The 23,626-nt window shown below is 66.9% G+C and carries 24 protein-coding genes and 5 tRNA genes; 23 read left to right on the top strand and 6 right to left on the bottom strand.

Annotated features, from left to right (window positions below):
- Positions 1–159 precede the first annotated feature (159 nt).
- Positions 160–1,077, bottom strand: coding sequence for a LysR family transcriptional regulator (locus A6I89_RS08160; protein ID WP_022594242.1), 918 nt, complete (start codon positions 1,075–1,077; stop codon positions 160–162).
- A gap of 95 nt (positions 1,078–1,172) precedes the next feature.
- Between A6I89_RS08160 and A6I89_RS08155 the strand changes: the two genes are divergently transcribed.
- The 9 genes from A6I89_RS08155 (at position 1,173) to A6I89_RS08125 (ending at position 8,178) form a co-directional block, all read left to right on the top strand.
- A complete protein-coding gene (locus A6I89_RS08155; protein WP_005515333.1) occupies positions 1,173–2,408 on the top strand; it encodes an MFS transporter in 1,236 nt (411 codons plus the stop codon).
- 74 nt (positions 2,409–2,482) lie between these two features.
- Complete coding sequence (locus A6I89_RS08150; protein ID WP_022594244.1) at positions 2,483–2,875, top strand: MmcQ/YjbR family DNA-binding protein; 393 nt, start codon at positions 2,483–2,485, stop codon at positions 2,873–2,875.
- Positions 2,872–3,453, top strand: a complete 582-nt coding sequence (locus A6I89_RS08145) for a hypothetical protein (RefSeq protein WP_005515331.1) — start codon at positions 2,872–2,874, stop codon at positions 3,451–3,453. Before A6I89_RS08150 ends, A6I89_RS08145 begins: the two co-directional genes overlap by 4 nt.
- 104 nt (positions 3,454–3,557) lie before the next feature.
- Positions 3,558–4,286, top strand: coding sequence for an oxygen-binding di-iron domain-containing protein (locus A6I89_RS08140; RefSeq protein ID WP_022594246.1), 729 nt, complete (start codon positions 3,558–3,560; stop codon positions 4,284–4,286).
- A 392-nt stretch (positions 4,287–4,678) separates the two neighbouring features.
- A tRNA-Lys gene (locus tag A6I89_RS08135) sits at positions 4,679–4,751 on the top strand.
- 1,424 nt (positions 4,752–6,175) lie between these two features.
- Positions 6,176–6,334, top strand: coding sequence for a hypothetical protein (locus A6I89_RS24610; RefSeq protein WP_157349024.1), 159 nt, complete (start codon positions 6,176–6,178; stop codon positions 6,332–6,334).
- 618 nt (positions 6,335–6,952) lie between these two features.
- Positions 6,953–7,087, top strand: coding sequence for a hypothetical protein (locus A6I89_RS24935; protein WP_255221270.1), 135 nt, complete (start codon positions 6,953–6,955; stop codon positions 7,085–7,087).
- A 190-nt stretch (positions 7,088–7,277) separates the two neighbouring features.
- Positions 7,278–7,592: a histone-like nucleoid-structuring protein Lsr2 gene (locus A6I89_RS08130; protein ID WP_157349025.1), complete on the top strand. Its 315-nt coding sequence runs from the start codon at positions 7,278–7,280 to the stop codon at positions 7,590–7,592.
- Positions 7,593–7,695: 103 nt separating this feature from the next.
- Positions 7,696–8,178: a hypothetical protein gene (locus A6I89_RS08125; RefSeq protein ID WP_022594249.1), complete on the top strand. Its 483-nt coding sequence runs from the start codon at positions 7,696–7,698 to the stop codon at positions 8,176–8,178.
- 94 nt (positions 8,179–8,272) lie between these two features.
- On the opposite strand, the gene A6I89_RS08120 is transcribed toward A6I89_RS08125, so the two are convergent.
- Complete coding sequence (locus A6I89_RS08120) at positions 8,273–8,479, bottom strand: tyrosine-type recombinase/integrase (protein ID WP_022594251.1); 207 nt, start codon at positions 8,477–8,479, stop codon at positions 8,273–8,275.
- Between the two features lie 420 nt (positions 8,480–8,899).
- Between A6I89_RS08120 and A6I89_RS24370 the strand changes: the two genes are divergently transcribed.
- The 7 genes from A6I89_RS24370 (at position 8,900) to A6I89_RS08090 (ending at position 12,050) form a co-directional block, all read left to right on the top strand.
- On the top strand, positions 8,900–9,151 hold the full coding sequence (locus A6I89_RS24370) for a hypothetical protein (RefSeq protein WP_139811867.1): 252 nt from the start codon (positions 8,900–8,902) through the stop codon (positions 9,149–9,151).
- 409 nt (positions 9,152–9,560) lie between these two features.
- A complete protein-coding gene (locus A6I89_RS08115) occupies positions 9,561–10,613 on the top strand; it encodes a magnesium transporter CorA family protein (protein WP_022594254.1) in 1,053 nt (350 codons plus the stop codon).
- Between the two features lie 205 nt (positions 10,614–10,818).
- Positions 10,819–11,475: a TetR/AcrR family transcriptional regulator gene (locus tag A6I89_RS08110; protein ID WP_013414975.1), complete on the top strand. Its 657-nt coding sequence runs from the start codon at positions 10,819–10,821 to the stop codon at positions 11,473–11,475.
- Positions 11,476–11,592: 117 nt separating this feature from the next.
- Positions 11,593–11,665: transfer RNA gene (locus A6I89_RS08105), tRNA-Glu, on the top strand.
- 49 nt (positions 11,666–11,714) lie between these two features.
- Positions 11,715–11,788, top strand: a tRNA-Asp gene (locus A6I89_RS08100).
- 54 nt (positions 11,789–11,842) lie between these two features.
- Positions 11,843–11,919: transfer RNA gene (locus A6I89_RS08095), tRNA-Phe, on the top strand.
- A gap of 57 nt (positions 11,920–11,976) precedes the next feature.
- Positions 11,977–12,050 (top strand) — tRNA-Asp (locus tag A6I89_RS08090).
- Positions 12,051–12,190: 140 nt separating this feature from the next.
- Here the strand turns inward: A6I89_RS08090 and A6I89_RS08085 are convergent.
- On the bottom strand, positions 12,191–12,949 hold the full coding sequence (locus tag A6I89_RS08085) for an IclR family transcriptional regulator (RefSeq protein ID WP_005515229.1): 759 nt from the start codon (positions 12,947–12,949) through the stop codon (positions 12,191–12,193).
- A 236-nt stretch (positions 12,950–13,185) separates the two neighbouring features.
- Here A6I89_RS08085 and A6I89_RS08080 point away from each other — a divergent pair, with 236 nt between their 5' ends.
- From A6I89_RS08080 to A6I89_RS08065, 4 genes are all read left to right on the top strand, one after another.
- Positions 13,186–13,788, top strand: coding sequence for a TetR family transcriptional regulator (locus tag A6I89_RS08080; protein ID WP_013414976.1), 603 nt, complete (start codon positions 13,186–13,188; stop codon positions 13,786–13,788).
- A gap of 215 nt (positions 13,789–14,003) precedes the next feature.
- Positions 14,004–15,179, top strand: coding sequence for a 3-hydroxy-9,10-secoandrosta-1,3,5(10)-triene-9,17-dione monooxygenase oxygenase subunit (gene hsaA / locus A6I89_RS08075; RefSeq protein ID WP_013414977.1), 1,176 nt, complete (start codon positions 14,004–14,006; stop codon positions 15,177–15,179).
- A 33-nt stretch (positions 15,180–15,212) separates the two neighbouring features.
- Complete coding sequence (locus tag A6I89_RS08070) at positions 15,213–16,835, top strand: FAD-binding protein (protein WP_022594257.1); 1,623 nt, start codon at positions 15,213–15,215, stop codon at positions 16,833–16,835.
- A gap of 11 nt (positions 16,836–16,846) precedes the next feature.
- Positions 16,847–17,413 (top strand): TetR/AcrR family transcriptional regulator, encoded by a 567-nt coding sequence (locus A6I89_RS08065; protein WP_005515223.1) that lies wholly within the window; start codon positions 16,847–16,849, stop codon positions 17,411–17,413.
- Positions 17,414–17,435: 22 nt separating this feature from the next.
- Here the strand turns inward: A6I89_RS08065 and A6I89_RS08060 are convergent, their stop codons facing one another.
- Together A6I89_RS08060 and A6I89_RS08055 are read right to left on the bottom strand one after the other, a co-directional pair.
- Entirely contained in the window at positions 17,436–18,212 is a 777-nt protein-coding gene (locus A6I89_RS08060; RefSeq protein ID WP_022594258.1) for an SDR family NAD(P)-dependent oxidoreductase, read from the bottom strand.
- 111 nt (positions 18,213–18,323) lie between these two features.
- Positions 18,324–19,217, bottom strand: coding sequence for a pseudouridine synthase (locus A6I89_RS08055; protein ID WP_005515221.1), 894 nt, complete (start codon positions 19,215–19,217; stop codon positions 18,324–18,326).
- A 490-nt stretch (positions 19,218–19,707) separates the two neighbouring features.
- Here A6I89_RS08055 and A6I89_RS08050 point away from each other — a divergent pair, with 490 nt between their 5' ends.
- The 3 genes from A6I89_RS08050 to A6I89_RS08040 are packed head-to-tail and all read left to right on the top strand — an operon-like array spanning position 19,708 to position 22,179.
- Positions 19,708–20,697: an alpha/beta hydrolase gene (locus tag A6I89_RS08050; RefSeq protein WP_022594260.1), complete on the top strand. Its 990-nt coding sequence runs from the start codon at positions 19,708–19,710 to the stop codon at positions 20,695–20,697.
- A gap of 55 nt (positions 20,698–20,752) precedes the next feature.
- Complete coding sequence (locus tag A6I89_RS08045) at positions 20,753–21,634, top strand: oxidoreductase (protein ID WP_022594262.1); 882 nt, start codon at positions 20,753–20,755, stop codon at positions 21,632–21,634.
- A gap of 5 nt (positions 21,635–21,639) precedes the next feature.
- On the top strand, positions 21,640–22,179 hold the full coding sequence (locus tag A6I89_RS08040) for a VOC family protein (RefSeq protein WP_005515213.1): 540 nt from the start codon (positions 21,640–21,642) through the stop codon (positions 22,177–22,179).
- A gap of 1 nt (position 22,180) precedes the next feature.
- Here A6I89_RS08040 and A6I89_RS08035 read toward each other — a convergent pair whose 3' ends face one another.
- A complete protein-coding gene (locus tag A6I89_RS08035; RefSeq protein ID WP_022594265.1) occupies positions 22,181–23,617 on the bottom strand; it encodes an MFS transporter in 1,437 nt (478 codons plus the stop codon).
- Between the last annotated feature and the right edge of the window lie 9 nt (positions 23,618–23,626).

The following is a 23,626-nucleotide window of genomic DNA, read 5'->3' as shown; positions in this document are numbered from 1 at the left end:
CTGTACTTCAGGATCGTGCTGACAACCTACGGTACCGTAGGTTTGGCGGTGGGAAAGGGTTCGGAACATACCGATCGGTGTCTCCCGGACGCCCCCACGCCGGTTGCGGTGCACGTTCCCACCCGCCGTGCAGATGCACCGTCGCCCGTGTGGCGAACGTTACACGTCGGTGACCTGGCTGGGACCCGATTTCGGCGGTTCCTCCCGCTGTGAGTCCGCTGTGAAACGCAGGAATCGGTCCGCCACAGGCGGCAGCGGACGGCTTTCGGCCCGGATCATGCCGATCTCGCGCCCGGCGCCGCGCAGCGGGACGAGGGTGACGCCGTCAGGCCACGAGCGGGGCTCCTGCCACGGCATCACCGCGACACCGAGCGACGCCGACACCAAGCCTCCGATCGTCGCGAGTTCGCTCGACTCGAACACGACCTCCGGCACGACGCCGGCCTCGGCGCACAGGTCGTCGAAGATGCGGCGCATCCCGTAGTCCTGGTGCATCCCGATGAACTGCTCGTCCGCCGCGGCCCCGAGGTCGAGGTCGGCGCAGGAGCTCAGCGGATGTCCGGACGGCACGGCCAGGGCGAGGCGCTGGTACGTCACCGGGGTCCAGTGCACCTGGGACGTGCGCGGACGGGGGGAGACGAAGGCGAGGTCGTCGCGTCCCTCGACCACCCGGTCGACGAGCGTTCGAGCGGCGTCCTGATACAGCGTGAACGCCACGCGCGGGTGCGCCTCGCGGTAGGCGCGGAGCAGGTCCGGGACGAGCCAGGTGCCGAACGAATGCAGGAAGCCCAGCCGGACGGTGCCTCGATCCGGGCTGTCGAACGCGTCGATCTCGCGCTGGGCCGCGGCGAGTTCCGTGGCCGCCCGGCGGGCGTGCTCGAGCAGCACCCGGCCCCGGTCGTTGAGTTCGAGGCGTCGGCCGTGCCGGTCGAACAGCTCGGCACCGATGTCCCGCTCGAGCCGGGCCAGGCGGCGCGACAGCGTCGGCTGGGAGATGCGCAGCATGTCCGACGCGGCCGTCACCTGCTCGGTCTCGGCCAGTGCGATGAACCAGCGCAGACCCTCGATCAATTTCACCCGCTCAGCTTATGCACAAGGCGTATCAACAACTGTTGACAGATGCATTTCCTTCTCGTCGGGTGTCTCGCGAGGATGGTTCATGGAGGAAACGTATGGATCACACGCTCACGAGCGAGACGCCGGCGGAGGCGACGGTGCGCGACGTCCGGCCGACTCGGGGTACCCGCGAGTACCGGGCCGTCACCGTCGCGCTGTTCGCGGCCGGACTGACCACCTTCGTCTCGATGTACTCGGCGCAGGCGCTGTTGCCGGCGCTGACCGACGAGTTCGCGGTGCCGCCCGCGGTGGCCGCGCTCGCGGTGTCGGTCACGACCGGGATGGTCGCGCTCGCGATCATCCCGGCGAGTGCGCTGTCCGAACGGTTCGGGCGCACACGGGTGATGGTGGCGTCGGCGGCGGTGTCGAGCGTGCTCGGTGTGCTTCTGCCGTTCAGTCCGACAATCGAGGTGCTGCTGATCGGACGTGCGCTGCAGGGTGTCGCGCTGGCCGGCATCCCCGCGGTCGCTATGGCCTACCTGGCGGAGGAGATCCATACCCGTGACCTCGGCGCGGCGATGGGCCGCTACGTCGCCGGCACCACGATCGGCGGTCTGGTCGGCCGCCTGGTGCCGTCGACGGTGCTCGACGTCGCGTCGTGGCGCTGGGCGATGGAGGCCGCCTCGCTCCTGGCGCTCGTACTGGCCGTCGTGATGACCCGTAAACTCCCGCCGTCGCGCCACTTCCGCCCGCAGCGGGTGAGCCCGCGGATCGTGTTGTCGAATCTGGGCGGGCACCTGCGCAATCCGGCGCTGGCGCTGCTGTTCGTGCTGGGGTTCCTGCTGATGGGCGGTTTCGTCTCCGTCTACAACTTTCTCGGGTTCCGACTGCTCGACGCCCCGTTCTCGCTGCCGGAGGCGCTTGTCGGCCTGGTGTTCCTGCTGTATCTGTCGGGGACGTACACGTCGGCCGCGGCAGGTGCGGCCGCGGACCGGTTCGGTCGGGGCACGGTCCTGCTCGGCGCGGTGCTCGCGATGGCCACCGGGCTGGTGGTGACACTGTGGGCCGTGCTCCCGCTCGTCCTGGCCGGGATGTTGCTCTTCACCGGTGGGTTCTTCGCAGCCCATTCGGTGGCCAGCGGGTGGGTGGGTCTTCTCGCGACCGAGCACCGCGCCGAGGCGTCGTCGATGTACCTGTTCGCGTACTACCTGGGTTCGAGCGTCGCCGGCGCCGCGGCGGGGATCGCCTACGCGCACGGTGCGTGGCCGGCGACGGTGGGCTTCGTCGGGGTGCTGTTGGCGATCGCCGCGGTGGCGGCGTCAGCGATGTTCCGGCGGGCGCGGCGAGGCTGACACGGCGACCGCCCCCGCGACACCGTCTCGTCGAAAAGCTTGCGGCCCGGCACGCGGGGGCACAGAATCGCGCCATGGTCGCGAACATGACTCGGCTGCAGCGGATCGTCGACGAGCTGCCCGAGGCGGTGCGGGTCGACATCGAGGAGTGGGGCGGGCATCCCACGTTCCGCGTCCGCGGCAAGAATTTCGTGTTCAGCGACCCGGACGCGTCGAGCTTGTCACTCAAATTGCCCCGCGACGAAGCGGCGGCGGTTGTCGCCACCGAGGCGGGTGCGGGGCCCGCCGGGTACGGGCTCGGCCGGCACGGCTGGATTTCGCTGACCGTGCCGCCATCCGGCCGGGACGACTGGTGGGACCAGTTACGGGAGTGGGTGCGCACGTCCTACACCCTGATCGCACCCAAGACCTTGGCGCGCGTCGTCCTCGCCGAGGACTCCGCGCAGACGACAGGAGGCACATCGTGAGCGACACTTCCACGACCTCGCCCGCGAAGTCCGGCCTGCCGGCCTGGGCGCGCAAAGCGATCTGGGCTGCCGTGATCGCGGTGGCGTTGATCGCTCTCTATTTCATCCTGGCCGCGTTCCTGCCCCGCTGGTGGTCGCAGAGTGTGGGTTCGCTGTCGTCGGGTAGCTTCTCCCGCGGCATCATGTGGGGCCTGCTGTACGGGGTGGTGTGCACCGCAGTTCCGTTGCTGCTGTTCTACTTCGCGTGGCGATCCCGTCACCGCACGCACGCTCGGATCTGGGTGATCTCACTTCTCGTGCTCGGCATCGTCGTCGCGATCCCGAACCTCCTCACGCTGTCGGTCGTGCTCGGCAACAGCAGCGCCGCCCATGCGGGCGAGCGCACGCTCGACGTCGACGCGCCCGGCTTCCGTGGCGCGTCGCTGTGGGGCGCGATCATCGGCGCCCTACTGTTCGCCGCGGCGGTGTTCCTGGATGTCCGGTACCGCAAGCGCGGCAACGAGCTGACGAAGCTGCGTGGTGACCTTCACCAGCGTGAGCCGCAGTCACCGGGAGAGTCGCCCGGCCCCGAGATGTGATCCGACCCGTCCCGCGGGTCCCGCGGACCTTGCGTCGGGCTCGTCATCGGCGAAGGCTGGGACAGGGGCCGCGAGCCGGGGGAGGACTTCCTGCGAGGCCGGACATGGACACCGAGGTCACCGAGATCGCCGCCGACATCTTCCGGCTCTCGACGTTCGTCGACGAGGCGGACCTGCCGATGAACCAGTTCCTGATCCGCGGCGACGAGCCGCTCCTGTTCCACACCGGGATGCCGATGCTCTACCCCGTCGTCTCCGCCGCCGTGTCGAAGCTGTTGCCGTTGGACACGTTGCGCTGGATCACGTTCGGCCACGTCGAGGCCGACGAGAGCGGGTCCATGAACCGCTGGCTGGCCGCCGCTCCACGAGCTCAGGTGGCGCACGGAGCGATGGGCTGCTTCGTGCAGATCGGATATCTCGCCGACCGTCCGCCGCGGCCGCTCGACGACGGGGAGGTCATCGACGTCGGCGGCCGGCGGGTACGTCGCATCGAGACTCCACACGTTCCTCACGGCTGGGACGCCGGACTGATGTTCGAGGAGACGACCTCCACGCTGCTGTGTGGTGACTTCTTCACCGCGTTCGGCAGGTCGATGTCCGAGACAGACCACGACATCGTCGAGCCGGCACTGGACGCGGAGGACCGCGGACACGCGACGGCGCTGACGCCGGCGCTGGGAGTGACGCTGCGCGGGCTCGCGGAGCTGGAGCCGGCAGTGCTCGGGCTGATGCACGGCCCCGCCTATCGCGGCGCTTGCTCGGTGGCGTTGCGTGAACTCGCAACCGCCTACGACGACCGGCTGGATGCCGAACTCCAACGGGTCCGCGGCTGAACCGAGGCGAAACCGAGTCGAAAAGTAGGTCCTTGGTCCCCGATCCGTGGGCCGTTGCGCCCGTTCTCGGCTCCGGAGCTTCCGACAGGTGCCGCAGTGTGGTGATCTGGTGATGCCTCCCCGCGCGGGGGCCGGCCGTCGGCTACGGGTGCTGTCGACAGTCCGCTGAACGCCCCGTCTGTCTGGAGGCGGGGCGTTCACAGTTTTCTTCCTTTCGAGGGGCCTTCGTCGAATCCTCGGGGGAGGGTGGCCGTCGGCGCCGGTGGAGCACACTCTCCTGCACCGAGCGCCGACGGCCGAGTGCCGCTGGGCTGCCCGAACGCGGCAGGAGAGATGTCGTGTCGGGGCGCAGTTTCCTCCGGCCGGTCGATCCCACTAGACTCTGCCCGCACGCCCCTATAGCTCAGTTGGTAGAGCTACGGACTTTTAATCCGCAGGTCGTAGGTTCGAGCCCTACTGGGGGCACCGCCCGACCCCCGTCCGGCCCATTGGGTCCGGCGGGGGTTTCTTGTGTGCCGAGGATCCATCCGGCCGGGATGCGGGTGAGAACTCGACACGCTTCGCGATGGCAACAACGTCCCGTGGCTTCGTCCGGTCCGTCTCCCCCCCTGGACGAAATCCTCGTCGACCACGCCGAAAGCTGGCTCGGTGTCGATGGTGCAGAGTTTTCGTTCTTGATCGCCGAGGAGGTGACGGAGGGCTCATGTCAACCTTCTCTCGGTAGCGGTCACTCTGGTGCCGCGGGCGGTCATGGTGGTAGGCGATCCACAGTCTGCTCGAGTCGATCGCCATCAGAGGTGGTCGAAGTGACGGCGTCACCCTGCTCCATGAGCGGACGCTTCGCCGTCCAATCGCGGCTTCCAGACCTACCGCCAACTGCGACGCCCTGCAGTCTCATTTCGACATCCCGGGCCGGGGCTGTCTCGTTCACGAATGCGAGCAACTGCCCGCGTCCGCGACAGACGCTCCAGGTCATGACATCGGCTTCGGTTGGTGAAACTGGCGATCACACCGTAGGAGACGAGTGTGACTCGGCGGCGGATATCACTACCGCGTCGACTACTGCTGGTGGTGTGCGACGAGCGGACTCCCTGTTCGACGACGATGAGTCCGCGTTCGATGCCATCCGGCGGGTTCACGACGACGGTACTGAGCGTCGGTCACTGCGTAGGCTGCAGAGGGCCACCGGCTACGTGCGGTAGGAGGACTTCGCCAGGATCGTCGAGCCGTCGAGCGCGCCATCGCATCGACTCGAAACAGCAGCCACGACATCAACCAAGGGTGCAGCTCTCCGAGTCCTCGTATCGCGATTCGCTCCATTCTTTACCTTTGCACTGCAGTACAAAAGTAAAGAATCGAGTGTGCTGCAGTTTCCCGGTTCCGAAAGTTCGCATTCGTGCAGGTGGTCTTGGGTGTTTCGACTAAGAGTCCGAGTGGCTTCCTGTCGAGCGTTTGATAGCACGAGCGAACTCAACTCGACCCTTTGAGAATTCGGAAAACCTACTGCCCGGTAGATTTACGAATTCGGCACAAGTTTCATTTCCCGTGATCTAGCGTGATCCGCATCACGATGCTGTATCGGGCCCGGCAGCGATGTGATGCGACTTTCTCCACGAGGGCCATCAACCCGAACGAAGGACGAGCATGCAGGTGAAGACAAAGCTGTCGGCCGCAGGTGCGATCGCGGGTGCAGCAGCAATGGCGTTCCTCGGCACTGGCGTTGCCAATGCCGCCCCGCGTTGAACGCGGTTCCCACGGCGAACTACCAGATGTGTGGCACCGTCTACACGGGCGGTTCCTGGGTGGCCAACGCGGCGCCGCCGAGCGCGGCGACCGGTGTCTCCTGAGCCGCGGTCAAGGGCACGCTGTACAACTCGGGCGGCGGATTCGTGGCCGACTACAGCACCACGACCGATGCCAACGGCCGCTACTGCATCACGGGCACGTCAGCCCTGGTTTCGACTGTGACCAGCGGCGGCTACGTCAAGCTCGAGACCCCGGGCAGCGGCACCACACCGGCGAACCAGTGGGAGTCCACCGGCATCTAGGAGTCCGACTTCCTGGCCCACATCTACATCTCGTTCCCCACCATCACTCAGTCGGCGAACAAGTTCCACATCGTCCGCTGATGCAACGACGTCACCACCAGTGACGTCACCCTCTACTCGTGCCGGTGGGATTTGGAAGCTATCAAATCCCACCGGCACGAAGGGGTTTCGTTCATCCGAAGTATCAAGAGAATGGTTACCGCATGTCCGTTGATTTCTTCACTGCCCTGCGAACATTCGTCACAGGACTCGCCCCGATTCTCGGAGGCTCCCTGGACGGACTGAACGCGATGTCCATGGACTCGTCCTCGACCGGAACGGAGTAATACGTTGCTTTCCATCGCCGAAGCCACCGCCTCGCTGGGGCAGACCGTCACCCAGATGATTCCGACGCTGTACTCGGCCTTGATCGGTCGAGCCGTGTCGCTGTCTCTGGGCGTGAACGTGTGAGTGCAGAAATCAACAGAAGGGTGAACGTGTGATGTCGCTGCAAGACTTCTTCATGGACCTGCTCATCGTCGGAGCCGGGTCCTGGTTCGGGAACGACACCCCCACTGGTGTCGGGTCCAGCCAGCTTTTATTCAATTTCCTCAAGGATTTGTCGTAAGGAGACACTGAATGTCCAGCGATTACTTCGACGGCTTCTTGGATATGCTGCTCGGACTCGGCAACGTCACCATGGTCGGTTTGCTCACCGCGTCTATGGAAGGTGCCGGTTGGTCGAGCCTGAACTCAGCTAGCGGCGGAGCCTGACCGGCGCCACCGAGGAACGAGGCCCCACGCCCGATGACGAGTTGTCCCCCGCATGCGGTGACGACTTCGAGTCGGCCGAATCGGGCGGCGACGGCACACTGATGGACCCGATGTTGGGGCCGACATGGTATCCGTGTCGGCCCCAACAGCATTCAGCAACAGGGGGGTAGCTGCGGTGTGCAGAATCATGGTGGAAACGATCGACGAGCTCGACGGACAGAAGATCGAAGCTGGGGGAGAAACGATCGAGTTCTCCGTGGACGGGCAAACCTACTCCATCGACTTACGGGACGAGAACGCGAAAGAGCTGCGTGATGTTCTCGCCGGCTACATCCGCCGTGCCCGCCGCGTCGGCGGCCACAAGCGGTGGGCAACGGAGCTGGTGCCCGAAAGCGGTGTGCCCGTCGTACGCCGATGGGCGCACGAGAAGGGCTACCCACTGCCCCGAAAATCGCGCCTCCCCCGGACCGTTCTCGAGCACTACGCAGTCGCACATTCCGACTGACAGCATGCGGTCCCACGTGTTCCACCTCGTACCGTCGAGCACGTATCTTCCAGGTAGCCGACGACGGTTCCGACGCAGTGACGTCGAAAGCGTCATCCGTCGGTTGGCGGACAACGCCTCCGTCGAACAACGCCGGAACCTGGCAACCCATGCAGTTCGCTGCCTGACTCAATTGGACGGCCTGACCGACGCGGCCGAGACCGAACTTCTTCCCGCCGCCAGCCGCACACTCTGTCTGGCCTGCGCTGACCCAGTACGCGTCGAGATCGACACTCTCGGCGATTGGATCGCCGCATGGGAAACAGCGCACATCCACCGGGACGAGGAGACCGCCGACGTCCTCCTCGTTGCAATGTGCGGACTAACGTGCTGGTACCGCTTTCGAAAGAGCGGGGCCAGCGAGCCGATCGCGGCGATGGCGCTGACGTTGCTCGAAGTCGCCGGGCTCGACGTCTCATCCGCAGAGTTCGACAATCGCCCCCTCGCTGACCCCCACCTGATTGACCAGTTCCGCAGGATCAGCGCGCTGCTCACCCGTGATGAGAAGTCGTATACCGTGGCGCGCGTTCAAGCAGGTCAGGGCTGACGGAACACAAAGGAACCCCCAGACGGCGCGATGACCACACCGATATCCGGGTGATCGGGCGCGGGAGCAGGTCCTCGGTGGGGCATCAGTAGGACTACGCGATTGCCCTCCACGGATCCAGTGCCTTGACCGCAGTCCTCCGCCGGCCGTCGGGAACCTTCGTGTAGATCTGCGTCGTCGATAGTGAGGCGTGGCGCAGCAGTTCCTGGACGACGCGGAGGTCGGCTCCGTCGTCGAGGAGCGTCGTGCCGTACCAGTGGCGGAGGCGGTGCGCCGTGCGCTGGAGTCCGGCTCGCCGCATCGCCTTCCCTATGATTTGGCTGACCGACTTCGAATTGGATGTGTTCGCCGGGGCGGGTCGCATTCGCTGGGAACCACCACCCGCGCGCCGGCATCGTTAGGGACGTTGGCGGCTATCCCGAGGAATCGGGTGCTTCCCGCCGGCGTTCCTGCCGCTCCGGTCGGAGGGGTGGTCGTGGTTCGAGCCCTACTGGGGGCACGTGCAGGCGGTTCACTCCGCCGCCGTTCAGCGGCCCGTTCCAACTTCGGAGCGGGCCGCTGACGCGTTTCCTCCAGTGTCGGGCTCGCTCGACGCCCCGCCGCGAGCCGCCGTCGCGCCCCTTCGTGCTCGAGGCCGGGAGGGGATCCGGACGTATATCCGCAATGGTGAGAAAGTCCATTTTGCAGGTATTGTTGAAACAGTTGATTCCTGAGTTCTAGAGTGGCGGTTGATGCATTTATCGATCCGTTATTGAAGAACGCAACGACAGGTCTGTTCCGCTGTTACTGTGACGTCGGCATCATTCACGGAATTCAAAATCAGGAGGCTCGAATGGGCAGCATCTTCGATCTGATCTTCAATCTGTTCAATGGAAATGCCTTCAGTTCCGACGTGACGTTCGGGTCTGCGAACAGTGGCAGCAACATCAGCGGCAGCACCTTCGGTGGCAGCACGGCGACTCCGCCGGTGTAGGGGGAACTCTTCCAGCACAACGCGATTCCGCAGTCTGGACGGATCGAAACGTGCTGACCCGCCGACGGGCGGGAACGATCCGTGCGAACCTGCTCGAGTGGGTTCGCACGGATCGTTCGCATGAGTTGCCACCTGTTCACAGCCCTGCGGCGCAACGGGAAATCGGGCACGGAAAATGCGAGAGGGCCGCCCGCACATGTGGTCGGGCTACCCGATCACGATTCGGAACCGAAGACGCTCCCTGGCGCGAGCGAGAGGGTAAACAGTTTCCATTCAATTTTTCTCGTGAAGGTTCGTTCGGCCGGAATGAACCGTGGGGCACTGAACAAACGTGTGAACGGTATCCGGGGAGAACGTTCGGTGATGAGGGGGCGCGCGCTCGACGTGGACGTGGGCGAGGATCGAAGGTGTGGACGAGACGACGGACGAGGCGGCGCGCGAGATCGCGGGAGTGGCGCAGGATCTGCAGGTGACCTGCAAGCACCGAAGCCGGGTGTATCGGGGCGGTGTACTGATCGCGTCCGACATACCGCTGGAGGAAGTTGCGGTCCACCGTGCCGACTCGGACACCGTGATCTGGGTGGATCTCTCGGCGCCGACCCTGGCGGATCTGGTTGCGCTGGCGCCGTTGGTCGGCGGCGAGATCGAACTGCATCCCCTCGCTCTCGAGAACGCCGCGTCGGGTAGTCAGCGACCCCGCCTGGTGCGCTATCGCGATCACAGTTTGTTGCATGCCCGCGCGCTCCGTGTCGATCCGGATTCCGGCGAACTGGGCTCGACGCGGGTCGCGGCGTTCATCCTCGCCCGGGCGCTGATCACGATCCGCTCCGACGACGGGTTTCCCGCGGACCCCCTGCTCGACGCCTGGGACGACTTGGGTTCGCTCAGTGAGCACGGCGTCGGATTCCTCGTCCACGCGCTGCTCGACCAGTTGGTCGACGGCTACTTCGACGCGTTGGACGACGTCGACGAACGGATCCAGGCAGTCGAGGACGAGTTGCTGGACGGGTCGGAGTCCGTCAGGTCGATCCAGCTGCAGAGCTTCTCGCTGCGCAAGGACGTGGTGGCGATGTCGCGGGTCGTGTTGCCGATGAACCAGGCGCTGAGTGCGTTGTTGCGCGCCGGCGTACATGCGTCGTCTGCCGAGATCGTGCCGTACTACCAGGACGTCTACGACCACGCGCTGCGGGCGACGGAGCGGATCGACGGGCTGCGGGACACGATCGAGTCGATTCTCTCGACGAGTCTGGCGATGCAGGGCAACGCGCTGAACGAGATCATGAAGAAGCTCACCGCGTGGGCGGCGATCATCGCGATTCCCACCGGGGTGACCGGCTACTTCGGCCAGAACATTCCGTTTCCCGGCTACTCCGAGCCGCTGGGCTTCTGGCTCAGCACGGTGCTCCTGCTGGGTTTGGCCACCGGACTGTGGGCGAGCTTCAAACGCCGGGGGTGGCTGTAGTTGAAGGCTCGGGTGCGCACCCCCTGCGGCACACCCGAGCCGGAAAAAGGATACCACTTGGTGTGTTTATGGACGAAGAGCGCAAACCGCCTGTTCAGGGTTTACGGTTTCGGCCCCACCGACAAGCGGACTAGTCTGGTTTTCGGGCGGGTGGCAGCTCGTCGGCAGGCCGGCGAGCGTTACGGCTTTCGGAGGCGAGTAGCGCATGGCACGTCAACAGGAACGTGCGCGGCGGACCCGCGCTGCGATCGTGGAAGCGGCTGCAGTCGAGTTCGGGAAGCGCGGTTACGCGGCAGCTTCGGTCAACGCGATCCTGGAAGGATCCAACGCGACCAAGGGTGCGATGTACTTCCACTTCGAATCGAAGGAGGAGCTCGGGCGCGCGGTTCTCGCTGCCGCGCTCGAGAAATTCAAGGAGACCACCGATCGGTGGACGTCCCGCACCGACCTCGATCCGTTCGAGATCCTGCACGGGCTCATCGACCAGGTGGCGCAGATGTTCCTGACGGACCCCATCGTGCGGGCCGAGTTCCGATTGATCATCGAGCCGGAGTTCTATGCGGACGTGCAGAACGGTGGCGCACGGGTGTGGGGGTCCTCGGCTCGCGACCTGATCGCACGGGCGCAGCGTGAGGGGTTGGTCCGGGACGGGGTCGACACCGACAAGTTCACCCGCGTGCTCGCGGCCAGCCTCGCCGGGCAGCGCTACATGTCGGATCTGACCGCGAGCGAGGTGGACCTGCGTGCCCGCTTCGAGGAATCGCTCGAGGTGGTGCTGGCGGGGATGGCGTCGGACGAGTGGCTCGCGAACTGGCGGGCCAACGGGTGGCCGGCCGAGGTCCCCGTGTCCACGGAGGCGTGACAACCTGGCGTTTGCGCGGTTTGATCAGGCGATTTGTGGATTGCGAAATCGGTGCCCTAAGCTATCCAAGCTCCCAACGGAACGCCGTTGGAGGTACTGGTCGGAGCAATCCGGCGGGCCCCCTTCGTCTAGCGGCCTAGGACGCCGCCCTTTCAAGGCGGTAGCGCGGGTTCGAATCCCGTAGGGGGTACGCTTCACCCATCAGCTGGGGAAGTACAGTTGAATAGCAGTAACAGCAAGGCCCTGTGGCGCAGTTGGTTAGCGCGCCGCCCTGTCACGGCGGAGGTCGCGGGTTCGAGTCCCGTCAGGGTCGCTTGTTCCATCGGAAACGATGGAGCGCGATAGGCATTCGGTTCGGGTGCCGTACGGCCAGGTAGCTCAGTTGGTACGAGCGTCCGCCTGAAAAGCGGAAGGTCGCCGGTTCGATCCCGGCTCTGGCCACCACGTGAGGTCCTCGGACTTCGGTGAAAATGCAGTACCGCTCCGCGAGGAGCACAGCAAGGCCCTGTGGCGCAGTTGGTTAGCGCGCCGCCCTGTCACGGCGGAGGTCGCGGGTTCGAGTCCCGTCAGGGTCGCTTTCTGTATTGGCGACAATCCAGTGTTGTCGACAATGCAGTGCGATCCAGTCCCTGGTCACCTTCGGGTGCCAGGGACTTCGTGCTTTCCGGGCCCGTCTCGTCCCCGACGGAGGTCCCCGGGTGAACGGGTCTGCCCGTCAGTCTTCCGCGATCCGCTCGGCCACCCGTCGGACCGTCGCCGCGAGCAGCGGAATCGCGCCCTGCAGTTGATTCTGATGGACCCGCCCGCGCAGTGAGATGCAGCTGAGCTGAACATGATCGGATTCGCCGGTGAGCAGGGCGGCGCTCACCGACGACACCCCTTGCGCGTCGGTCTCCCACGTGCGGCCGTAGCGGGTGCGGATGACGCCGATGCGTCCGTGCAGTTCGCGAAGAGACTCCGTCGAGAGGATGTCGCCGTACAGCACGTCGACGTGTTCCGGGGGCAACAGGGACAACATTGCCCTGCCCTCGCTGGTGAGGTCGGCCCGGCTGCGCCCGCCGACCCGCGTGGCGATCGTGTCGGCGCAGCGGCCGCCGAGTTTGTCCAGCCACACGACGTCGCGGCCGTCGAGAACCGACAGGTGCGTGATCATGCGGGTGTGAAGGTGCAACTGATGCAGATGCGGGGCGGCTGCAGCGCGCAGTTCGTCGCGCTCGTTGCTGCGTCCCAGGGCGATCGCCCGCCACCCCAGGCGGTAACCCGTCCGGTTGTGCCTCAGCCAGTTCAACTGTGTCAACTGGTCGAGGATGCGGTGGGTGGTCGATCGCGGGATGCTCGTGAGCTGGACGAGGTCCTCCGCGGTGAGCCGGGTGCCGGCGCCGTCGAACTGGTCGAGGATCAGCGTGATCCGCTCGGCCATCGTCGGGGGGACGTCCGCGACCGCGGCCCTCACTTCGTCGTCGATGACGGTCACGGCTCCTCCAATCCCCGGCGCGATCGCCTACCGGTCCATTCGTTATACCCACCGCGGGGCTGTGCAACAAGCCGAGCGGGGCGATTGACCCCCACCGTGGAGCGCTACCCGTGAGTACGGGGTGGCTCCGAAAGATATTTCGATGGTACGTCTTTCACGAGAAGTGAGAACGATGTTTCAAATACTTCGGATGGCTGCGTTATCGTGGCGCGGTGCGAGGTGACTGTGGCGCTCCGATGTCGACGGAGGGGATGACGGCGCGCCAGCGGGGGCGGCGGGCGGCCCTCACCGAGGCGGTGATCGACCTCCTGCAGGAGACGGAGCCCGACCGGATCCAGATGCGGGAGGTGTCCGAGCGGTCCGGCGTCGCGCTGGGGACGCTGTATCGCTATTTCCCCACGAAGGAACACCTGATGGCGGCCTCGATGGAGGCCTGGAACGACAGGCTGTCCCGCAAGCTCGAGGTCGAACGCGCCCGGGCGGATGCCTCCGGCGAGTCCGACGATCGCAGTGTGTGTGAAAGGGTGCTCGCGCTGTACCGCCGCCAGTTGAGGGCATTTCAGAGGGGCCCGAACTTTGCTCGGCTCGACCTGGAGTTGACGGCGTCGTCCGACCCCTACGTCCGGCAGTCGATGCAGCGGCGCGCGCACGTGAACCACGCCGCGACATTCGCCCTCATGGACGGGGTTCCCGACCACGTGTCCCGGGTTGCGATCCTGGCCGTCGACGGGACGATGCTCGCGGCGCTGTCCTTCTGGACGGCGGGCCGCATCAGCTACGCGCAGGCCGTGCGAAACGTCGAGGACGTAATTCGTCTGGTGCTCGCCGACTACGCCTGACGCTCGCTCGGCGATCCCCCCCCCCGCCTCCAGAACTGGAACAGATTCCAGTTTCGGCGCCCGGTCTTTTCGGCGTCCTGGCCTCCGTGTTCACCGTAGATCGTCGACAAACTCTGCACCCTGTTCTACCCTCACCCCGATGGAGGTGATCGCCCGAGTGTTCGGTCGGTTCGGATGCGGCCGTGGAGGGTGCCCTCGGCGCGGACAGGGGTGCGATGGGTGATCGGCAGGTCGTCGACGTCTTCGACGACATCAGGGACCTGTTGCCGATGCTGCGCGACCGCGCCGGCCAGGTCGAGCGGGACCGGCAGATCTCCACGGAAGTGATCGCCAGGCTCACCGAGATCGGCTATTTCCGTCTGCTCCAACCCCACGCGTTCGGCGGATTCGAGGCGGATCCCCGCGACTACTACGCCGCGGTGCGATCTCTCGCCGGCGCGTGCGGATCGACGGGGTGGGTGGCGTCGGTCGTCGGCGTGCATCCCTGGCAGTTGGCGCTGTTCGACGTGCGGGCCCAGCGAGACGTGTGGGGAGCGAATCCGGACACACTGATGTCGTCGGCATACGCGCCGATGGGGCGGGCGATCGCGTCCGACGGCGGATTCTTCTTCTCGGGCCGGTGGAGTTACTCGTCCGGATCGGCCCACGCCGACTGGGTGCTCGTCGGCGGTCTGGTCGTCGACGACGCCGGCGACCCCATCGATTTCCGTACCTTTCTGATCCCGGCCCGGGACTATCGCATCGACGACGTCTGGCACACCGTGGGATTGCGCGGCACCGGCAGCAACGACCTCGTGGTCGAGGACGTCTTCGTTCCGGACTACCGGACGTTGAGTTTCACGTCCACGGTGCAGTGCGCCGGTCCCGGTCAGGCGGTCAACACGGCGCCGCTCTACCGCCTGCCGTTCTCCGCGGTCTTCTCGACGACGATCACTGCGCCGATCGTCGGGATGGCCGACGGAGCCTACTCCGCGTTCACCGCGTACCAGACCGGCCGAACCGCCGCGGTGAGTCCGTTGCGGTTCACGGACGATCAGTTCATGCAGGCCGCGCTGGCCGAGTCGGCGCGCGACATCGAACTGGCCTGGATGCAGTTGGAGCGCAACTTCTCCGAGATGCTGGACTTCGCGCACGCCGACGTCCGCATTCCGGTGTCGTTGCGGGTCAAGGCCCGCCGCGACCAGGTGAGTGCGTCGAGCATGGCCGTCGGCGCGATCGATCGTCTTTTCGACCACGCCGGTGGGGGTGCCCTGCGTACCGATGCCCCGATCCAGCGTTTCTGGCGCGATGCCCATGCAGGACGGGCTCACGTGATCAACGACCCGTACCAGCCGCTGGTGTTGTTCGGGCGCAACGAACTAGGCCGGGACATCCACGACGCGTGGGTGTGAACCCCGGGTCGCAGAATCAGTGGGAGGCGAAACATGCAGTCGTACGCTGGATCCGAGAAGTGGGACGGCGAGGCGGACGTCGTGGTGGTCGGCTTCGGCGCGGCCGGTGCCAGCGCCGCCATCGAGGCCGCCGACCTGGGTGCCGATGTGTTGGTGGTGGAGAGGTTCCAGGGCGGTGGGGCGACCGCGATCAGCGGCGGCATCTACTACGCGGGCGGTGGAACTGCGCAGCAGAAGGAGGCCGGCTTCGACGACACCCCGTCGGCGATGTTCGACTACCTGAAGCTCGAGACGGCAGGCGTGGTCTCCGACGAACTGCTCGAAGACTTCTGTGAGCGCAGTGTCGAGAACCTGCAGTGGCTCGAGCGCCTGGGAGTGCCGTTCGAGGGCAGCATGGCGCCACGGAAGACGTCGTATCCCACCAACGAGTACTACCTGTACTACTCGGGCAACGAACTGGCGCCGCCGTACAAGGACGCGGCGACCCCGGCCCCGCGCGGTCACCGGACCAAGGGCAAGGGCACGTCGGGCAAGGTGTTCTTCTCGGCGATGGCGAAGTCGGCCCGCAAGCGCTGGGGTATCGACGTCCGCTGCCAGACCACGGTGACGTCGCTGATCACCGACGACGCCGGGACGGTGATCGGCGTCGAGTGCCGCGAGGTGGATCCGCGGGCCCGGGGGCGCCGCGTCCTGCACCGCGTGCTCGGGTCGCTCAACCGCAAGTGGAACCTCTACTACCGCCCGGTCGGTCGCCTGATGGACGGCCCCATCCGTCGGATCGAGGACGGGCACTCGGTGGTGCGCCGGTACCGGGCGCGCAAGGGTGTCATCCTCGCCGCCGGGGGATTCGTCTTCGATCGGGAGATGCTCGGCGAGTACGCGCCGCGCTATCTCGGCGGGACCGGGCTGGGCACGATCGGCGACGACGGCAGCGGTATCCGGTTGGGGCAGTCCGCCGGCGGTGCCACCGATCGCATGGAACGGGTGTCGGCGTGGCGCTTCTTCAATCCGCCGATCGCGATGACCGAGGGCGTGCTCGTCAACAAGGAGGGCGAGCGCATCTGCAACGAACTGTTCTACGGCGCGAAGATCGGCGAGCACATCGCCGAGCAGACCGATGTCGCCGCGTATCTCGTCGTCGACTCGCGCGTCCTCGCCGACGCGAAACGTCAGGTCCCCGAACAGACGCTGTGGTTCCAGCGTCTGCAGACGACGTACCTGTACACCGTGGGCCACAAGAAGGGTGCGACTGCCGAGGAGCTCGCCCGCCGTACCGGCATCGATCCGGCGGGCTTGGCGCGGACGCTCGAGCGGTACAACGCGGACCGTCGGGCCGGGGTGCCCGATGCGATGGGCAAGGATCCCGCTCACGTCACGCCACTGGTCGACGGCCCGTTCTACGCGTTCGACTGCTCGATCCGGGTGCAGGCCGGGTTCCCGTGCCCGGTGCTCACGCTCGGTGGCCTGACGGTCGACGAGTGGACCGGGGCGGTGACCGGGGCGGACGGCGCTCCGATCCCCGGTCTGTACGCGGCCGGACGCACCGCGGTCGGGGTGTGCTCGCAGTCCTACGTCAGCGGCCTGTCCATCGCCGACTGCGTGTACTCGGGGCGCCGGGCGGGGGCCGTCGTGGCACGAGGTGGGCGGCTCGCGTAGCCTCCGGACATGTGTCTGGCGATTTCGAATCGACCCGTCGTCGGCTGACGACCAAGCAGGCCGAGACGGTGTCTCGGCTGACTCGCTGCGCCGTGGAGGTGTTACGCGAGAACGGGTTCGCCGGATTGACCGTTCGTTTGGTGGCGAAGCAGGCCGGGGTGGCGCCGGCCACGGCCTACACCTACTTCTCGTCGAAGGAACACCTGGTCGCGGAGGTGTTCTGGCGCCGGCTGGCGGCGATGCCGGCCGACGAGCCGGTCTCCGACGACCGGACCACCCGCATCGTCGAGGTGCTGCGCAGCGTCGCACTGCTGGTCTCCGACGAGCCCGAACTCGCGGCCGCCGTCACGACCGCGCTGTTGGGCCGCGACCCCGACGTCGTGCACCTGCGGGCGCGCATCGGACTCGAGATCCGTAAGCGACTGCTCCACGCGATGGGCGACGAACCCGACGACGACCTCCTCGAGGCGCTCGAAATGCTGTACGCGGGCGCGTTGCTGCGGGCCGGGATGGGGTACGACTCGTACGGGCACATCGCCGACAGGCTCGAGATCTCGGCGCGGTTGCTGCTGCCGTGATCCCGAGCCGGTCGGGGACGGCTCAGACGGTGTAGCCGCCGTCGACGTTGAGCTTCTGGCCCGTCACGAAACCGGCCTTGGGGCTCGCGAGGAAACAGACGGCTTCGGCGATGTCGACCGCGGTCCCGAACTTCTGCAGTGGGATCCGGCTCATCGTGACGTCGAGTGCCCGCTGGTCCAGGCTCTGGGAGCTGATGAGCCGTTCGGCCATGCCGTCGGTGAGCATGCCCGGGCCGACCGCGTTGAAGCGGACGCCGAAGCGCCCCTCCTCGGCGGCGAAGCCGCGCACCAGCGCCTCGACGGCGCCCTTGGTTCCCGCCGACAGCCCGTCCCGAACGGGGTAGCGGTCGGTGGCGGCGGTGGTGACGGCGACAACCGAGCCCGACGCCTCGCGCAGCGCCGGCAGGCAGGCCTGCACGACGGTGAAGAACGCGGTCGCCTCGTCGGTGAGATGCGCAGCGTACGTGGACGGCTCGACCTTCGACAGGTGCACCATCGGCACGTGCGGGCCGGCCGCATGGACCAGGATCGACAGGTCGCCGAAGTCTGCGGTGATCGCGGCGACGAGGTCGCCCAGCTGCCGGGCGTCGGTGAGGTCGACCGAGTGCGCTGCGGCACGGACGCCGAGTTCCTCGACCTCGGTGACCAACTTGGCGGCGGCGTCGGCGTTGGATCGGTAGGTCAGGACGACGTTGTGTCCCTCGGCTGCGAGTCGGCGGACGATCGCGGCGCCGATCCCGCCGGTGCCGCCCGTGACGAGGGCGGTGGTCGTCGTCGAACTCGAGGATGTGGTGCTCACTGGTGTGCTCCCTGCTGGCGTCGTTCCTTGCGAGATGTCAGGCAACCTAGCACTTGCTTGGTTTCGAGTGGTCTGATTCGCCCGGGCAATGGGAAATCCCGGACCGGAACGTCAAACGGTGAGCGTGCGCCGGCTCTCGAAGCGGCGGCGGACGCCGGTGTAGGGATCGTCGAACTCGAGACTGCGTGCGAGCAGGCGCAACGGGTCGGAATAGTCGTCGGAGGCCACGTCGTAGAAGCGCGGATAGAAGTTGTCGCCGATGATCGGGACGCCGAGCGAGCACATGTGCAGGCGCAACTGATGGGTCTTGCCGGTGCGTGGCAGCAGCCGGTAGTGGCCCACGCCGTCGCGGACGTCGAGCAGTTCGATGCGACTCTCCGCATTCGGCTCGCCGTCCACCTCGCGCGCCTGTAGTACGCCGCGCTCCTTGATGATTCGGCTCCGTACCGTGACCGGCAGGTGCAGGGACGGATCGTGCCGTGCGAGCGCCTCGTACACCTTTGTCGCCCGGCGTTCGTCGAAGAGTGACTGGTACGCGCGCCGTGCCTCGCGGCGCACCGTGAACAGCAGCACCCCGGCGGTGATCCGGTCCAGTCGGTGCGCGGGGGTCAGTTCGGGTAGATCGAGTTCGCGGCGCAACCGGACCAGGGCCGACTCGACTACGTACGCGCCGCGCGGGGTGCTCGCGAGGAAGTGCGGCTTGTCGACCACGAGCAGGTCCTGGTCACGGTGCAGGACGTCCACCTCGAACGGGACGCGCTTCTCGGCCGGTGGGTCGCGGTAGAGGTAGAGGAACGCGCGGGGCCGGTACGCGGTGACGGCGTCGATCGGCGTGCCGTGCTCGTCGACCACCTCACCCGCATCCACCTTCTCCTGCAACCTCTTCGCGTCGCCGGGAAACCGCGACAGTAGGTACCCGAGCGCGGTGGGCCACGCGCCGTCGTCGGGTAGGCGCAGTCGGGTGGGATTCAGTCCGTCGCGGACGGGCAGGGGAGCGGCGGGCACGTGTCGACGGTACCGGCCCCGGCTCGCGACGGGTCGTGCGCAGGGCGTTGACGTGCGCACCTTCTTACCTTACCCTTCGGTAAGTTGCGGCGTCCGCCACTCTCGAGGGGTGGGTGGTGGCGCTGCCCTTCTCTTCGGCGCGTCGCCGGGCTGCGCTGCCGGCGTCCTTGGTCAACAACCCGCGCGGTCCGTTTCGCGGGGCGAGGCGGCCACCCACGACGCGCGTGGCCGCGATTCTTCGTCGCGGTGCGCGGGCCGCCGACCGGACGGGGTCGCCATTTCTGCTGATCGCGCCGCATATCGTGGTTCCGGAAATCGACTACCACGAAATCTGTGAACCATCCGAAACTCTCAGAGAACTCTCAAGAATTGTCCGAGAGAGAGTTTTGCCACATTTCGTTCTGCTAACGACTGCTCGTGTGCAGCTGATCAACAGAGGGTTGTGTTCGTTGTTCGTCGAGGTCGACGGCAGGTGGCAGGAAGCGGTTCGATGTACTACTCCGGAAATTGGGCGACGGCATGGCGGCATCGACTGATGGCGGTTCTCGTCGCGTTGATCACGTGCGCGGGCTGCGTGTTGGCGGCTGCGCCCGGGGCTTCCGCAGGGACCGCCCGCCAGGTACCGCGAGGTGGCTATCAGGAGCTGTGGGTCCCCTCGTCGATGGGGGACATCAAGGTTCAGGTCCAGTGGGCCGCGCGCGGCGGCAACGCCTCGCTGTATCTACTCGACGGCATGCGGGCACGCAACGACCGCAACGCGTGGAGCTTCGAGACCAATGCGATGGAGCAGTTCGCGCTGGACAACGTCACTCTCGTCATGCCCGTGGGCGGCGAAGCCAGCTTCTATTCGGACTGGTACAACCCCAGCAATTTCAATGCTCAGCCGATCACCTACAAATGGGAGACGTTTCTTACTCGCGAACTGCCCGACTATCTGGCCAATTTCGGTGTGGACCGCACGAATACCGGAGTCGTCGGGTTGTCGATGGGGGGAACGGCCGCAATGACGCTCGCCGCCTACCATCGTGACCAGTTCCGATTCGCCGGTTCGCTGTCGGGCTATCTGAATACGACGGCGCCGGGCATGCGCGAGGCGATTCGGATTGCGATGTACGACGCGGGCCGCTACAACGCCGACTCGATGTGGGGCTTCCCGTGGGATCCGGCGTGGATGCGCAACGATCCGTTCGTCTCGGCGCCGCAACTGCAGGGCCTGTCGATGTACGTGTCCGCCGGCAACGGGATACCGGGCGTGTACGACCGGCCCACCGACCCGGTCGGCTACTGGAACACGACGATGGCGATGGGCCTCGAGTTCCTGTCCATGGTCACCACGCGGGCATTCGAGTTTCGTCTGCACACCCTGGGCATTCCCGCGAACTTTCAGTTCCGCGGCACCGGTACCCATGCGTGGCCGTACTGGTCGGGCGAGCTGTGGCAGGCGCGACCACAGATCCTGAACGCGTTGAACGCGTGGTGAAGACGTCTTGCGCGCATCGACACTTCCGCCGACCAGGTTTCCGTAGTCTGTGGCCATGACCACATGGGATGCAGGGGACATCGTCGATCAGAGCGGCCGGACGTTCGTCGTGACGGGTGCGAACAGTGGGCTGGGGGCCGAGGCGGCGAAGGCGCTCGTGAAGGCCGGCGCGCACGTGATCCTGGCCTGCCGCAACGTCGACAAGGGCAAGGCCGTCGCGGCGCCGTTGGGGGAGCGGGCGGAGGTGCGCCGCCTCGACCTCGCCGACCTGGCGTCCGTGCGGGAGTTCGCGGACTCGGTCGATGCGGTCGACGTGCTCGTCAACAACGCGGGCGTGATGGCGGTGCCGCTCGGTCGCACGGCCGACGGGTTCGAGATGCAGTTCGGCACCAACCATCTGGGGCATTTCGCGCTCACCGGCCTGCTGCTGGGCAAGGTCACCGATCGTGTCGTGACGATGTCGAGCACCATGCACAAGATCGGCAGTATCGACCTCGACGACCTGAACTGGGAACGCCGAACGTACCGGCGCTGGCCGGCCTACGTGCAGTCCAAGCTCGCGAACCTGCTGTTCACATACGAGTTGCAGCGCAAGCTGTCCGCGTCGGGTTCTCAGGTACGCGCGTTGGCGTCGCATCCCGGTTACGCCGCGACGAACCTGCAATCGCACACCGAGTCGATCTCCAGCAGGGTCATGGCGCTGGCCAATCCGTTCATCGCGCAGTCGGCGAAGATGGGCGCGCTGCCGATGCTGTACGCCGCGACCGTGCCCGACGCGATCGGCGGCAGCTACCTCGGTCCGTCGTCGATGTTCGAGACGCGGGGCTACCCGAAAGTGGTTTCGTCGAACCGGAAGTCGCACGACCGGAGCGTTGCGCGACAATTGTGGTCGGCGTCGGAGCAACTCACCGGCGTCACCTACGACTTCGGAGGCTGACCGCGTTGGCGATCGAGCGACTCAACCACGCCGTCCTGTTCGTGTCGGACCTGCAGCGCAGCCTGGCCTTCTACCAGGATGTGCTCGGGTTCAAGGCACTGCCGGGCGGGTTCCCCGGTGCGGCGTTCCTGCAGGCGCCGGACTCGGCGAACGACCACGACCTGGGCCTGTTCCAGAGCCCCGCCCCGGTGAGCCGCGTGACGCCGGGCAACGTCGGGCTGTACCACCTGGCCTGGGAGGTCGACACGCTCGCCGCCCTGGCGCAGATGCGTGAGCGTCTGCTCGCGGCGGGCGCGCTGACGGGGGCCAGCAACCACTGCTCCACCAAGGCGTTGTACGCGGCCGACCCGGACGGCATCGAGTTCGAGGTGTGCTGGCTGGTGCCGGACGCGCTCGCGATCGACGAACTTGTGCCCGCACAGCCGCCGACGCGTCCGCTCGACATCGATGCCGAGATCGCCCGCTACGGCGCTGATACCCGCGGGGGTCCGCGCACCGATCGGCACCTCTGGGAGCGGGTGTTCGCGGCCCGCGCCCGCGGCTGAACTAGCCGGCGATCGCGTCCACGTCGCGCCGGACCGCGGTCTTCGGGCGCCCGCGCACCGGGGTGGCGCGCCACGCGGTCCACACGCCGACGAATGCAAGTGCGGCGAAGCCGAACAGCAGCAGTTGCGCCGAACGCATCTCGGACTGTCCGCCGAGGTTCACCAGCACGCCCGCCAGCGCGGTGCCGAACGCGTTGGCGATCAGCTGCACGGTGTTGATCGCGGCGGACGCGCGGGCGCCCTCGGCCGGTTCGGCCACGGCGTTCATGGCCCCGACCGCCAGATGCGGCCACGCGATGCCGATGCCCGCGCCGGCGACGATCAGCCCGGTCGCCCAGAGCGCGACGCGGTCGCTCCCGGCCTGTCCGGCGAGGACCACTGCCATGATCGCGAGCCCGGCCGCGACCAGGAGCGGGCCGCACCGCACGATGCGGCGGACCGCGTTCGGAGCTGCCGCCGACGCGCTCGGGATCTCGCCGACCGTCCAGCCGAGTGCCAGTGCGGCACCGAGAAATCCGGCGACGAGGGGCGTCAACCCGGCCAGCTGCTGCCCGAACAGCGGGACGAACGTCTCGACCGTCGATGCCATCGCGAGGACCCCGATGGTCAGGTACACCCATTTCAGGGACGACCCGGAGAACGTCGACGGTGGCAGCACCCCGTGCGGGCTGCGCCGGTCGGCCGCGACGAACCACACGACCAGGCCCACCGCGCCGGCGACGGCGGCGGCCGCGATCGCCGCGTGGGAGAGGAGCCCGGCGACGCTCACCAGCAGCGTCGCGGCGGTGAGCAGCGCCAGCGGGACGACCGGCACGGGGGCGACGACGCGGTCGTCCGCACGGGTGTGCGGCGGCAGGACTACCGGAACGAGGGCAGCGACTGCCGCGGTGCACACGATCAGCGCACCGAACGCCCACCGCCACGCGCCGAACTGGGCGAACGCCCCGCCGACGGCAGGGCCCACCAGGGTGCCGACACCCCACATGGTGGAGACCAGTGCGCTGGCGCGGGTCCACAGATGCCGGGGCAGCGCGGAGTTGATCACCGCGTATCCGAGGCCGGCGAGCAGGCCGCCGCCGAAACCCTGCACGGCGCGTCCGGCCAGGAGCAGTTCCATGGTCGGGCTCAGCGCGCACACCCCGGTTCCGAACGCGAAGAGCGCGAGGCCGATCAGAAAGGCGCCGCGCGGGCCGCGGGCGGCGAGCGTCCGGCTGACGATCATCGACGAGAGCACCGACGCGATGAGGAACACGGTCGACGTCCAGGCGTAGTAGCGAAGTCCGCCGATGTCGTCGATCGCGGTGGGCAGCAGACTGCTCGTGAGATAGACGTTGATCGCGTACAGCGCCACTCCGCCGGCCAGCACGGCGGCGACCCCGAGATGTCGCCCGCTCAGAAGCTGACGCCAGGTGCCGGAGCCGTCGGTTCGGGTTGTCATGGACCCGAA

The organism is Prescottella equi (assembly GCF_002094305.1).
GTDB classification, from domain to species: Bacteria; Actinomycetota; Actinomycetes; order Mycobacteriales; family Mycobacteriaceae; genus Prescottella; species Prescottella equi.
Note: the sequence above shows the minus strand (reverse complement) of the source record. Positions and strands in the feature narration are given on the sequence as shown.